Genomic DNA, 13426 nt, shown 5'->3' with positions numbered 1-13426 from the left:
TAGTATGTAATTTATTGTTTGAATTGAATGCGAACATATTCTTGGTAGAGTGGCAATTCTTTAAGCAATTCTTCATGAGTTCCATGACCTAAGACTTTTCCATGATCAATGAAGTAAATATCATCTGAATCAACGATGGTACTTAACCGATGGGCAATTGTTAAAGTAGTACGACCCTTCATTAATTTAGCAAGAGCTTTTTGTACCATGGCTTCCGATTCAGAGTCTAAGCTAGCGGTTGCTTCATCAAGCATTAAAATCTTTGGATCACGTAGAAAGGCTCTTGCAATGGCTAACCGTTGTCGTTGACCACCAGAGACCTTCACACCCCGTTCACCAACTTGGGTATCTAGACCATCTGACATTTCTTTAACAAATCCATCCGCATAAGCCAGCTTAAGCACTTGCCAAAGTTGTTCGTCAGTGTAATTATCATTGAGTCCATATGTTAAATTATGGCGAATTGTTCCGGCCATAATGGCTGAATCCTGGGAAACAAATCCAATTTGTTTACGCCAATTTTCTAGACTGATTTGATCGATTTCCATGTCGCCAATAGTAATTTTTCCTGAAGTAGGCTGATAATAACGTTCAATCAAACTAAAAATAGTTGATTTCCCACTTCCAGAAGGGCCAACGAAGGCTACCGTTGAATTAGGTTTGGCGGTAAAACTAACATCTTTTAAAATTGGTTGACTCTTTTCATAAGCAAAATTAACGTTTTGCATTTGAAGTGGCTTACCAGCGACATCATAAGTTTTACCAGCAGTGAAGTTTTCTTCAAGTTCACTCATAAGTTCTTGAATTCGATCAGTCGCTCCATTAGCTTTTGACAAATCAGTGAAGAGACGAGCCATCATACTAACAGGTCCGATGATTTGGAAAAGGTACATTAGAAAAGCAAACATGGTTCCAATCGTCATTGTTCCTGTTGCAACCCGATGAGCACCGTACGCAAGGACTCCGACCATTAATGCCATCATGACCGTTCCCATTAAAGGACTGGCGATTGAATCATAAATGGCTTCCTTTAACCCAATTTTGAATAGGTTATTGACCATCTGATTTCCACTTTTTGCTTCATAATTTTCGGCGTTTGAAGATTTAACCAAGCGAATTTCATTTAAAGTTTCTTCTGCTTTACCAGAAAAGTCAGCGAGCTCATCTTGACGTTGTCGACCAACTTGACGGGTTTTCCGCATCAAAGGACGCATGACCGTCATTACTAACGGAACGGCGATGAACATAATTAAAGTCATCCGCCAATCCATAAATAACATAATGGTTAATGCCCCAATGAGTTGGAAAATGGAGGTCACTGAACTAGGAAATGATACTGATAACAAGTTTTTAATTTGATCAGAGTCATTAACCAGACGTGAGGTTAACGTTCCCGTTTTGACATTATCAAAGTAGCTAACGGGAAAACGTAAGATTTTATTCCACAATAGTTTTCGTAAGTTAGCAACCACGTTTTCGCCAAAGAACCCTAAGAGTGTTCCTGACAAGGCGTTGACTAAAGCACTAATGATGAAGAGGGCGATGACACCGGAGATTAAAACGCCACTTACACCCTTAGAGAAGTTATTAACCATTGATTGAGCGACTTTTGGCACTAATAATTGTACGGTCGTTGCAATTAAGCCTAATCCAAGTCCTGCCCAAAGTTGCCAATATTTTGGCTTAGTTTGACGAATTAAGTTAATAAAACTTTTAAAATTAAAATTATCCTTTTTGTTTTTTGAATGAGCCATAAGCATACCCCTTTTTAACGTTTTTTAAGTTTAAAAAAATGACAGCAATTTAACTAACGAGAGTTAAGTTTAATGATTAGACTTGTGGCTGTCAATTAAAGTGGATAGTAAAAGAAGATTAACCGTTTTGGGTTAATCTTCTTTTGGTTTATTTATGGTAGGGAACTTCAAAATATAGTTCATCTTTTGTTTTGATATTAACTTTTCCTGCTAATAAATTTGTAATATTGGTTTTAAAATTTTCAAGTTCGCTAGTTAGTGCGGCAGTGGTAATTTTAACTTCACTACCGTAATTAACCTTTGAAATTTGAAAACCATTTTCTTTTAAATAATACTGTAATTTATCATTAAGACTATAGGCAACGGTTAACACAACTTGGGTCTGCAATAATTTTTCCACAATTCCGACTGATTCAATTACTTGAGAAGCCGAGTTACTATAAGCTCTAATCAGTCCGCCGGCACCCAGTTTAATTCCACCAAAGTAACGGGTTACAACGATTATGGTATCATGCAGTTGATTATTTTTAAGCACTTCTAAAATAGGGACTCCGGCAGTTCCACTAGGTTCACCATTATCACTTTCTCGTTGAATGTTATCATTTTCCCCAATGAGATAGGCAAAACAATTATGATTGGCTTTTTTATGCGTAGCACTAATTTCTTCGATGAAAAGTTTTGCTTCTGCTTCATTATTAACTCGTTTGACGTTTGCAATGAATTTAGATTTTTTGATTTCAAATTCATGCGTGCCACTATGAGCGATGGTTAAAAATTGGTTTGTCATTTTAAGTTCCTTAATTCGTATTTAAGAGTGAGGTGATTTAATGAATCAATTAGATATAACTGGACGTTTACTGCCAGATACTGCTTGTGATGAAATGATTTTAAACAATCATGCATTACAGTTTCAACCGGCTATCCAGATTAATCACACTACTATCCATTGTACTAGATGTGCCAGTGATTGTGAAAAAGCTGAAGCTCAATTGCCAGATGAAACTTATTTTTGTTACCAATGTTTTAACCTTGGACGGTTAGACAGTTCTATGAAATTAGTTCATTTACCAGGAATTAATCAATTTGAAGTTGTTCATCCAGTTTTAACGTGGAAGGGTCGGCTAACTGAGTTACAACAAAAATGTTCTGATGAAGTGGTGAAAGCCTTTCAAGAACACCAAAATAAATTATTATGGGCTGTGACTGGGGCTGGTAAAACTGAAATTTCTTTTGCGGGAATTGCCTGGGCTTTGGCACAGGGATTACGAGTAGGAATTGCTTCTCCCAGAGTAGATGTTTGTGTCGAACTTTATCCCCGTTATCAAGCGGCATTTGCAAATACTAGCATGATTTTATTACATGGAAAAAGCGAAGAACCATATCAATATCGACAGCTGACAATTTGTACAACCCATCAACTATTACGTTTTCAAGATGCTTTTGACGTTTTAATTATTGACGAAGTCGATGCCTTTCCTTATGCTAACAACGATTCTTTACAAATGGCGGCTAAACGATCGGTCAAAAAGCACGGCTCTTTATTGTTAATGACCGCGACCCCCAGTCCCAAGCTACGCCAACAATACCAAGTTAGTTATTTACCACTTCGTTTTCATCGTCATTTATTGCCTAAAATTAAAATTCATTTTTGCTTTAACTGGAAGCGTAAAATCTACGCTGGCAAAATCCCCCAAAAAGTCATTTTTAAAGTCTTACAAAAAATTGAACGACAACAACGTTTTCTCTTGTTTGTTCCACGAATTAAAGATTTACAAGTTGTGGACGAAATTTTGAGTAAAAAATATCATGGTGAAAAATGTTGGAAAACTGTTTATTCGGCAGATGAAGCACGGATGGAAAAAGTTCAAGCAATGCGTGATGAAAAGGTCCTCTTTTTGATTACAACGACCATTTTAGAACGGGGAGTGACCTTTCCAGGAATTGATGTGATTATCTTTGGAGGAGATGAGCGTGTTTTTTCCGTGGCGTCCTTAGTTCAAATTGCTGGACGAGTCGGTCGGAAGGCTAGTCGACCAACTGGAGACGTTGATTGTTACATTGGCAGTTATTCAAGCAATGTTGCAGAAGCCCGGAAACAAATTGCCGAAATGAATCGAAAGGGGAAAGCCCTTGGATAATTGTCGTTGGTGTGGGGGTTTCTTAAATTCAAATTTAAAAATTCATTTTATTTTAAGCTTTAAACCGTTCATTCCAAAAACATTGTGCGATAAATGTGAAAGTTTGTTTACATTGCCAAGCAGAGAAGAAAGCTGTGTTGATTGTGGTCGTTTTCAAGCCAGTCAAAAACGCTGTCAAGATTGCGAAAAGTGGTTAAATCAAAAGCAACAGTTAAATAATCAAGCCTTATATCTTTATCACGGCATTATCAAAGAATATTTAGAACGTTATAAATTTAAGGGTGACTATCGCCTACATAGTTTATTTCAAACACGAATTAATTCCTTAATTGAAGCCGACGAACTCGTGATTCCAATTCCAGTGACTAAAAGCACCATGAAACAGCGTCATTTTAATCAAGTGACGGGGATGCTAGGAGAAATTGAATTTCTGGATTGTTTAGTTGCTAAACCAAAAGCGCAAGCACAATCTGAAAAGGGAAGAAACGAACGAATTAATGCCCAACAACCGTTTGAAATTAATCAGAAACTGGTTAGTAAGATTAAAAGTCAGAAGGTTGTTTTAATTGATGATGTCTATACTACTGGAACAACTTTACATTACGCAGCACAGCTTTTGCGTGAAAATGGTGTCCAATCTGTTCGAAGTATTACGTTAGCTCGCTGATTAATTGTTATTTTTCTTTTTATTAACTATAATGGAAGCTAGATGGTTAATTAAAATCGACTTATGTTAGCCGAAAGGAGAGATGAAATGTTATCTTATAATCTAAGAGGCGACGACGTTGAAATTACAGACAACCTTCGCAGTTATGTAACGGATCAAATAGCAAAATTAGATCCTTACTTTGCTGAAGGCGTAAATGCAGTGGCTCACGTTAATTTGTTTGGATTTAAAAATGGTAATGTTAAGGCTGAAATAACAATTATTTTTCCTTTCTTATTACTTCGTGGTGAAGCTAGTGGATCAGAATACCATGAAAGTGTGGCTGCGGCAATTACACATATCAAGGAGCGAATTGAAAAGTATCAAAACCGTATCAATGAAAAATCTAAGGTGCATGGTGAAAATGGAATTTTCAAGGATACTAAGATTGATGAAAGCAAGTTTAAAATTGTACGTAAAAAACGAGTTCCTTTAAAGCAGATGACTTCTGATGAAGCTATTTTGCGGATGGACTTACTTGGTCATGATTTTTATATTTTTAGAGATATCGATAATGGAACTACTGATATTGTTTATCGACGTAAAGATGAAAATTATGGATTAATTACAACTGAAAAATAAAGGAGATTTATTTTATAAATCTCTTTTTATTAATGCTAGTAATCAAAATTTTTAATTAAGTCAATAAAATGTTAAGATAAAATTTATCTAATTAACAATAAAAAATAAAAGCTTACTATTAGGAGAAAATTGTAGATGGCGAATGTATTAAAAAAATGGGTTGAAAGCGACAAACGTCGTGTTAAACAACTCGGAAAAATTGCTGATCGTGTAAGTGCTTATGCAGAGCAATACAGTAAGTTAAGTGATGAACAATTACAAGCAAAAACTGCAGAATTTCAAAAACGCTACCAAGCTGGTGAATCACTAGATGATTTACTTCCAGAAGCGTTTGCAGTAGCCCGTGAAGGTGCTCATCGAGTACTTGGATTAACGCCTTTTAAGGTTCAGATAATGGGTGGAATTGTGCTTCATGAAGGTAATATTGCCGAAATGAAGACTGGAGAAGGAAAAACTTTGACAGCTACAATGCCCGTATACTTGAACGCTCTTTCAGGTAAAGGGGTACACGTGGTTACAGTTAACGAATACCTTTCAGAACGTGATGCCGAACAAATGGGACAACTTTATAACTGGTTGGGTCTAACTGTTGGGGTTAACAAATCAGATATGAGCCCAGAAGAAAAACGGGCTGCTTATAATGCTGATATCACTTACTCAACTAATAGTGAAATTGGATTTGATTACCTTCGTGACAACATGGTTGTTTATGAAGAAGACCGGGTTCAACGTCCTTTGAATTTTGCGCTAGTTGATGAAGTTGATTCAATTTTAATTGATGAAGCTCGTACTCCATTAATTATTTCTGGACAAGCTCGTGGTGCAAATGAAATGTACAAACAAGCTGACCAATTTGCCAAGACTCTAAAGGCAACAACTGACTATAAGGTTGATTTGGAAACTAAGACAGTTTCATTAACGGAAACTGGAATTCGTAAAGCTGACAAATTCTTCAACTTAAAAAACATTTATGATACTGATAACACCGCCTTAACTCATCATATTGATCAAGCTCTTCGGGCTAACTATGTCATGGAACTTGATAAAGATTATGTGGTTAAAGATGATGAAGTTTTAATCGTTGATTCCTTTACTGGACGGATTATGGAAGGTCGTCGGTTCTCTGATGGTCTTCATCAAGCGCTTGAAGCAAAAGAAGGCGTTACGATTCAAGAAGAAAGTAAGACAATGGCTAACATTACTTACCAAAACTTGTTTAGACGTTATCGTAAGCTTGCCGGAATGACTGGTACTGCTAAGACAGAACAAGAAGAATTCCGTGAAATTTACAATATGAATGCTGTTTCAATTCCTACTAACAAACCAGTTGTTAGAATTGATGAATCTGACGTTCTTTACCCAACCTTACAATCAAAATTTGATGCTGTAATTGATAAAGTCAAAGAATTACATCATCGTGGACAACCAATTTTGTTAGGAACGGTTGCTGTTGAAACATCAGAATACCTTTCTCAACGTTTGGATCAAGAAAAAATTCCACATGTTGTTTTGAATGCTAAAAACCATGCTAAAGAAGCGGATATTGTTGCTAATGCTGGTCAAAAAGGTGCAGTTACGATTGCTACCAACATGGCTGGTCGTGGTACTGATATCAAACTTGGACCTGGCGTAATTGAAGTTGGTGGATTAGCCGTAATTGGTACTGAACGTCATGAATCACGAAGAATTGATAATCAACTTCGGGGACGTGCTGGTCGTCAAGGTGATCCAGGTTATTCACAATTCTACCTTTCACTTGAAGATGATTTGATGCGTCGTTTTGGTTCTGACAGAATCAAGAATGTTTTGAAGACGCTTAAAGTTGAAGATGATGATGCTGTAATTCGGAGTCGAATGATTACCAAACAAGTTGAATCAGCTCAAAAACGAGTTGAAGGTAATAACTACGATTCACGGAAAAACGTTTTGAAGTATGATAACGTCATGTCAGAACAACGTGATGTGATTTATGGCGAACGTAATCGAGTTATTGAAGAAAAGAAATCGTTGAAGTGGGTGCTTATGCCTATGATTAAACGAACGATTGATCATATTGTCGATTTACATACTCAAGGCGATCAAAAGAATTGGAATTTAAAAACCATCCTTGATTTTGCCACTAGTTCATTAGTTAGTCCTAATGAAATTAGTATGAATATGTTAGAAGGTAAGTCTGCAGATCAAATTAAAGAATTTTTGATGGGATTAGCAGAAAAACAATATGTAGAAAAAGAAAAAGAACTTCAAGATCCAGCTCAAGTGCTTGAATTTGAAAAAGTAGTTATTTTACGAGTGGTAGATTCTCACTGGACTGATCATATTGATGCAATGGACCAATTACGTGAATCAATTGGTCTTCGTGGCTACGGTCAATTAAACCCATTAGTTGAATATCAACGTGAAGGATCACGGATGTTCGAAGAAATGGTTGCTGACATTGATTACGGGGTAACTCGTTTATTCATGAAAGCTGAAATTAGACAAAATATTCAAAGATAAAAAATGGAGAACTAACGGTTCTCCTTTTTTTGAGCGGAGGAATAATCGTGGAATTAAGTGAACAAAAAGCAAAAGTGGCGGAAATAAAAAAAGACATTGATGACTTTAGGGGGTCTCTTTGACTTAGACCATTTGAATGAAGCAATTTCAATTAATGAAGGTAAAATGGCTGAGGCTGGTTTTTGGGATAATCAAAGAAAAGCACAAAAAGTAATTGATGAAAATAATGAATTAAAGGCTAAGTATGATACTTTTCACCAATTAGTAGAAGAATATGAAGATTTAGAGGTCACTCTATCTTTAATTTCGACTGAAGATGATGCTGAATTGGAAGAAGAATTCAATGAAACATTAGCAAAAGTTGAGAAGCACATTCAGAATTATAAATTGAATCTTTTGTTGAATGGAAAGTATGATAAAAATAATGCCATCGTTGAAATTCACCCGGGTGCTGGTGGAACAGAAGCTGAAGACTGGGCTGATATGTTATTGCGGATGTATACGCGTTGGGCTGATCAAAACGGCTTTAAAGTTGAAGTTGACGATTATCAACCTGGTGAAGTAGCTGGACTTAGTAGTGTGACTTTTACAGTTAGTGGACAAAATGCCTATGGTTATCTAAAATCAGAAAAGGGAATTCATCGGTTAGTGCGGCTTTCACCATTTGATTCAGCTGGCCGTCGTCATACTTCATTTGCATCCGTTAATGTTATGCCAGAACTTGATGAAAACGTTAATGTTGATATTAATCCTGATGATTTACGAATTGATGTTTTCCGTTCTAGTGGAGCAGGTGGACAGCATATTAATAAAACATCTTCAGCAGTACGAATCACTCATTTACCAACTGGAATTGTAACATCTAGTCAAGCACAACGTTCTCAACTTCAAAATAGAGTGACTGCAATGAATATGTTAAAATCTAAGTTGTATGAATTAGAAGAAGAGAAGAAAGCAGAAGAAAAAGCCAAAATCGAAGGAAAGCAACTTGAGATTGGTTGGGGCTCTCAGATTCGTTCTTATGTTTTTCATCCATACACAATGGTTAAAGATCACCGGACTGGACATGAAACAGCTAATGGAAAAGCTGTTATGGATGGTGATTTGAATCCATTTATTAATGATTACTTACAATGGAAGTTAAAACAAAATAACTAATAAAGGTGACAAATTATGCAATTAGCAGTTAACATTTTATTTTTCTTTATCATGCCAGTTTTCTGGCTTGGTTTGATTAGAACTCATTTAATTTATCGAAGACGAGTTACGCGGGAAAGAAAGTTGTTTGATAGCGCAATCAATCCCAACCATACTGAATTCAAATCATTTATGATTGGCTTAATTGTTTTAGGAATCATTGGCTCGTTGTTAACATCATTGCTTGGAATTGAAGTTAACTATTCTTGGGTTTTCCTTTACGAAGGTCTTGCTACGCTTTGCTTGTTAATTCCAGGATTAATGTTTCCCTTTACTGTAATGCTAATTTCGATAATTATTTTAGTGCTTTTTGGAGATCAATTCCTTTACTTAATTCTTTCCTGGAATTTTTCAAATTTTTTACCAGAACATACTTCAATGAACATGGATTTTTTGGCTTTAATGACAGTTGTGATGATCCTTCAATACTTATTCTTAAAGTTGAACGTTAAATCATTTACATCACCAATCATTCAAAAAAATGTGCGGGGGAATAAGGTTGCTTCATACTTGTTCGACAAGTTAACTGTTGTTCCATTGATACTCTTTGTTCCTGGAAATTTACTTACTAGTACAAGTGCTTTTTGGCCAATTTTTAAAATTTTCGGAGTTAAACTATCAATTTTAGTGGTACCAATTTTAATTGGATTCAACTTTAAATTTTTAGGTCAAGCTTCAGAAAAGATTTTGAAAAAGATTACCAAAGCAATTGGCGGATTGTGTTGGTTAAGTTTAGGACTTACTTTGGATGCCTTTCTTTGGAAAAATGCCATGTTTGATTTAATGTCAGTTCTCTTGATTGGTTTATGTTATTTCTTAGTTCTACATCACTATAAAAAAGTTGATAAACAAGTTGATAAACAAGTTGAACAAGCAGTTGATGGAATTCGGATTCTTGGCGTTAAGAATGATACACCGGCTAGTAAAATGAATTTGAAAATTGGTGATCTAATTCAAGAAGTCAATGGACAACAAGTTCGTAATGAAAATCAACTATATAAAGCGTTACAAAGTAATCCCACTTATTGTCGTTTGAAAATCAAAAACCGTAATGGTCGCCTTGAGTTGAAAGAAGCTGCTATTTTTGCAGATGCTCCTCATGAGATTGGCATTGTTACTTTTCCCAGAAAATAAGAAGGGTACCTGAAAAGGCTCTTTTTTTATTAAATTGGTTAGGAGCTAATTATGAAATTTTTTAGTCGAATTTTACTTAATTTTATTTTATTTATGGCTTTTTCGGGTCTTTTTCCTGCGCAATTCTTTTTAGGAAGTTGGACGGTGGCACTTGTCGCTTCAGTTATTTTAACTATTTTAGAAATTTTTATTAAACCAATTTTAAGCTTATTATTTTTACCAATTAATTTATTAACGTTTGGATTGTTTAATTTTGTTATTAACGCTTTAATCTTGGAATTAACTGCTTGGTTCATTGGAAGCAATTTCTATTTCTCATCATTCAGGGTAGTTTTTGTGATTTCCTTGTTAATGTCACTTTGTAACTATGCGATTTCTAGCTATTTTCGGGATCAAAAGTGATAAAATTAAACTAAATTAAAGGAGGTTTTTTTATGACTAAAAGTGTTAGCGTAAAGGAACTAGTTGATAATACCCATCTCAATGTTTTTTGGGGAAAAGAATATTTAGATCGTCCTATCACAACTAGTGATATTTCTCGTCCAGGACTTGAATTAACCGGTTATTTTGATTATTATCCTTCTGAAAGAATTCAATTATTAGGAATTACTGAAACCTCATTTGCAAAACATTTGCCAGAAAAAGAATTAACTGCAGATATGACAAAAATGTGTCAACCAGACACACCTGCTTTTGTGATTTCAACAGATATTGAACCACCAATTGAATTAGTAAAAGCTTGTAAAAATGCACATATTCCAATTTTAGAATCAAAGCTTAATACTTCTCGTGTTTTGAGTAACATGACTGATTTTTTGGAAGCTAAATTAGCTCCACGTAAGTCAATTCATGGAGTTTTAGTGGAAGTTTACGGATTGGGTGTTTTAATCACAGGTGATTCTGGAATTGGTAAGAGTGAAACTGCACTTGAATTAGTTAAGCGGGGACATCGTTTAATTGCTGATGATCGAGTAGAGGTTTACCAACAAGATGAACAAGCTTTAATTGGAACTGCCCCTAAAATTTTGAGTCATTTACTTGAAATTCGTGGAATTGGAATTATTGATGTGATGACATTGTTTGGTGCCGGTGCGGTTCGTTCTGAAACTAAGGTTGATTTAATTGTTCACCTAGATATTTGGGATAAAGATACTAAATATGATCGTTTAGGAACTGAAAAAGATTCTGTTCAGATTTTTGATGTTGATGTGAAAAAAATAAACGTTCCAGTTAAACCTGGTCGTAACCTAGCGATTATTATTGAAACGGCTGCGATGAACTTTAGAGCAAATTCAATGGGATATAATGCTTTAGACGTTTTTGATAACCAATTAAATACCTTAATTAAAGATAATGGTAGCCGAGATACTAAAGAATTGAAAAAGGGTGATAATTAGTGGTTGATTTTTTAACTTTAAGTCCAATTGCACTTAATTTTGGTCCGTTTCATGTTCGTTGGTATGGAATTTTTATTGCTTCGGCTGTGTTGATTGCCGTTTATCTATCAATGAAAGAAGCTCGACGTCAAAAATTAAACGAAGATTATTTGTACGATTTAATCTTATGGGCAATTCCAATTTCCATTATTTCAGCTCGCTGTTATTATGTGATTTTCCAATGGCCATATTATGCTCAGCATCCTAGTGAAATCATTGCCATTTGGGACGGTGGAATCGCTATTTATGGAGCACTAATTGGTGGCGGAATTTTTATGTACTGGTTCTGCAAAAATCATGGGTTAAATATTTGGCAGATTTTTGATATTGCTGCACCAACCGTGATTATGGCACAAGGAATTGGTCGCTGGGGTAATTTTATGAACCAAGAAGCCTTTGGAGCACATACGAGCCTTACATTTTTGGAACATTTGCATTTACCAAACTTTATCATTCAACAAATGTTTATTGACGGATTCTATCGTCAGCCCACTTTTTTATATGAATCAATCTGGGATTTATCTGGGTTTGCACTATTGATGATTATGCGTCATTCTGATAAATTATTTAAACGGGGAGAAATCTTTCTTGCTTATGTAATGTGGTATTCGTTTGGTCGCTTTTTTATCGAAGGAATGCGGACTGATAGTTTGATGTTTGGACCGCTACGAATTTCACAAATTTTGTCAATTTTCTTGTTTTTTGGAGCAATGGGATTGATGATTTATCGTCGCCATAAAATTAATAATCTAGTTTGGTATGATTACCAAAATTAAAGGAGTTACAATGACTGAAAAAATTGCTGTGTTAGGTGCTGGATCTTGGGGTAGTATGCTAGCTTATATTCTTCATCAAAATGGAAACGATGTTCGTTTATATGCTCGTAATCCTGAACAAGTTAAAGAATTTAACACCCAACATACAAATTCTCATTATTTAAAAGATTTTACCTTTCCAGAATCAATGAAAGCAACAGACTCTTTGAAAGATGCACTTGATGGCGTAGATGATGTTTTATTTATCGTTCCGTCTCAAGCAACTCGTTCCGTTGCTAAAGTGGTTAACCAAATTTTAGCTAAAAAAAGAATCAAGCCTTATATCATTCATGGTAGTAAAGGATTAGAAAAGGGAACTTTTGACCGAATTTCAACAGTTCTAGAAGAAGAAATCAATCCAGAAAATAGAAAGACAGTTTCAGTTATTTCCGGACCTAGTCAAGCTGAAGGGGTTGCCAAACATGATCCTACGTTAATTACAGTTGCTAGTGAAGATATGAGATCGGCAGAACATTTCCAAAAACTGTTTATGAATGACTATTTCCGTGTTTATACCAATAATGATATAATTGGAGTTGAATTTGGTGGTGCATTGAAAAATATCATTGCTTTAGGAGCAGGTGCTCTTTATGGTTTGGAATATGGTGACAATGCAAAAGCCGCACTAATGACACGAGGGGTAGCTGAAATTTCTCGTTTAGGAGTTTCTTTTGGTGCTAACCCGCTTACGTTTACAGGTTTATCTGGAATGGGAGACGTGATTGTTACTGCTACCAGTAAAGATTCACGTAACTGGCGTGCTGGATATCAACTTGGTAAAGGCAAAAAACTCGATGAGATTGTTGCAGACATGGGAATGGTAATTGAAGGAATTGCCACTAGTGAAGCCGCTTATGATTTGGCCAAAACTCGTGGTGTAGAAATGCCAATTACAAATGCTATTCATTCCGTGTTAAATAATGAAGAAACGGTTAAAGATGCTATTACGAAACTAATGACTCGTGAAGGCCGCTCTGAAATCGGATAATACATAGGAGTCTGCAAAATGAAAAAAGTTACAAAAGCAATTATTCCTGCTGCTGGTTTAGGAACTCGTTTCTTACCAGAAACTAAGGCAGTTCCTAAAGAAATGTTACCAATTGTTGATACACCAACAATTCAATACATTGTTGAAGAAGCTAAAGCTTCTGGTATTACAGATTTG

Annotated in this window: 13 protein-coding genes; 11 read left to right on the top strand and 2 right to left on the bottom strand. The window is 35.5% G+C overall.

All coding sequences use genetic code 11. The annotated features are described in order from the left end of the window. Window positions 1-11 precede the first annotated feature (11 nt). On the bottom strand, window positions 12-1754 hold the full coding sequence (locus tag FD36_RS03615; protein WP_103450366.1) for an ABC transporter ATP-binding protein: 1743 nt from the start codon (window positions 1752-1754) through the stop codon (window positions 12-14). Window positions 1755-1902: 148 nt separating this feature from the next. Then, window positions 1903-2541, bottom strand: coding sequence for a YigZ family protein (locus FD36_RS03610; protein ID WP_056958048.1), 639 nt, complete (start codon window positions 2539-2541; stop codon window positions 1903-1905). Between the two features lie 40 nt (window positions 2542-2581). On the opposite strand from FD36_RS03610, the gene FD36_RS03605 reads away from it, so the two are divergent. The 11 genes from FD36_RS03605 to FD36_RS03555 form a co-directional block, all read left to right on the top strand. Further along, on the top strand, window positions 2582-3892 hold the full coding sequence (locus tag FD36_RS03605) for an ATP-dependent helicase ComFA (protein WP_056958046.1): 1311 nt from the start codon (window positions 2582-2584) through the stop codon (window positions 3890-3892). 112 nt (window positions 3893-4004) lie between these two features. After that, entirely contained in the window at window positions 4005-4559 is a 555-nt protein-coding gene (locus FD36_RS03600) for a ComF family protein (RefSeq protein ID WP_146038929.1), read from the top strand. An 87-nt stretch (window positions 4560-4646) separates the two neighbouring features. Beyond that, complete coding sequence (hpf, locus tag FD36_RS03595) at window positions 4647-5180, top strand: ribosome hibernation-promoting factor, HPF/YfiA family (protein ID WP_056958042.1); 534 nt, start codon at window positions 4647-4649, stop codon at window positions 5178-5180. 135 nt (window positions 5181-5315) lie between these two features. Beyond that, a complete protein-coding gene (gene secA / locus FD36_RS03590) occupies window positions 5316-7679 on the top strand; it encodes a preprotein translocase subunit SecA (RefSeq protein ID WP_056958040.1) in 2364 nt (787 codons plus the stop codon). A 47-nt stretch (window positions 7680-7726) separates the two neighbouring features. Next, window positions 7727-8837 (top strand): peptide chain release factor 2 gene (prfB, locus tag FD36_RS03585; protein WP_103429157.1). Its coding sequence is split into 2 segments (ribosomal slippage): window positions 7727-7798 and window positions 7800-8837, totalling 1110 coding nucleotides; the frame shifts between segments, so codons are not numbered across the junction. A 15-nt stretch (window positions 8838-8852) separates the two neighbouring features. Further along, on the top strand, window positions 8853-10010 hold the full coding sequence (locus FD36_RS03580) for a PDZ domain-containing protein (protein WP_056958038.1): 1158 nt from the start codon (window positions 8853-8855) through the stop codon (window positions 10008-10010). A gap of 51 nt (window positions 10011-10061) precedes the next feature. Next, window positions 10062-10412 (top strand): phage holin family protein, encoded by a 351-nt coding sequence (locus FD36_RS03575; protein ID WP_056958035.1) that lies wholly within the window; start codon window positions 10062-10064, stop codon window positions 10410-10412. A 32-nt stretch (window positions 10413-10444) separates the two neighbouring features. Next, on the top strand, window positions 10445-11407 hold the full coding sequence (hprK, locus tag FD36_RS03570) for an HPr(Ser) kinase/phosphatase (protein ID WP_056958033.1): 963 nt from the start codon (window positions 10445-10447) through the stop codon (window positions 11405-11407). Further along, a complete protein-coding gene (gene lgt, locus FD36_RS03565) occupies window positions 11407-12222 on the top strand; it encodes a prolipoprotein diacylglyceryl transferase (protein ID WP_056958031.1) in 816 nt (271 codons plus the stop codon). The genes hprK and lgt overlap by 1 nt, the downstream gene beginning before the upstream one ends. A gap of 10 nt (window positions 12223-12232) precedes the next feature. Continuing rightward, window positions 12233-13249 carry an NAD(P)H-dependent glycerol-3-phosphate dehydrogenase gene (locus FD36_RS03560; protein ID WP_056958029.1) on the top strand — a complete coding sequence of 339 codons (1017 nt, stop codon included), beginning with the start codon at window positions 12233-12235 and terminating at the stop codon, window positions 13247-13249. An 18-nt stretch (window positions 13250-13267) separates the two neighbouring features. After that, window positions 13268-13426, top strand: a 159-nt coding sequence (locus FD36_RS03555) for a sugar phosphate nucleotidyltransferase (RefSeq protein ID WP_268872342.1), incomplete at its 3' end; no start/stop codon positions are given.

This window comes from Fructilactobacillus sanfranciscensis DSM 20451 (assembly GCF_001436035.1).
GTDB classification, from domain to species: Bacteria; Bacillota; Bacilli; order Lactobacillales; family Lactobacillaceae; genus Fructilactobacillus; species Fructilactobacillus sanfranciscensis.
This window is presented reverse-complemented; position numbering and strand designations above follow the sequence as displayed.

Coding starts and splice junctions, on each gene's coding strand:
- secA (WP_056958040.1), top strand. CDS start 5,316: ATGGCGAATGTATTAAAAAAATGGGTTGAAAGCGACAAACGTCGTGTT.
- FD36_RS03580 (WP_056958038.1), top strand. CDS start 8,853: ATGCAATTAGCAGTTAACATTTTATTTTTCTTTATCATGCCAGTTTTC.
- FD36_RS03560 (WP_056958029.1), top strand. CDS start 12,233: ATGACTGAAAAAATTGCTGTGTTAGGTGCTGGATCTTGGGGTAGTATG.
- FD36_RS03610 (WP_056958048.1), bottom strand. CDS start 2,541: ATGACAAACCAATTTTTAACCATCGCTCATAGTGGCACGCATGAATTT.
- FD36_RS03605 (WP_056958046.1), top strand. CDS start 2,582: ATGAATCAATTAGATATAACTGGACGTTTACTGCCAGATACTGCTTGT.
- hpf (WP_056958042.1), top strand. CDS start 4,647: ATGTTATCTTATAATCTAAGAGGCGACGACGTTGAAATTACAGACAAC.
- FD36_RS03615 (WP_103450366.1), bottom strand. CDS start 1,754: ATGGCTCATTCAAAAAACAAAAAGGATAATTTTAATTTTAAAAGTTTT.
- FD36_RS03575 (WP_056958035.1), top strand. CDS start 10,062: ATGAAATTTTTTAGTCGAATTTTACTTAATTTTATTTTATTTATGGCT.
- hprK (WP_056958033.1), top strand. CDS start 10,445: ATGACTAAAAGTGTTAGCGTAAAGGAACTAGTTGATAATACCCATCTC.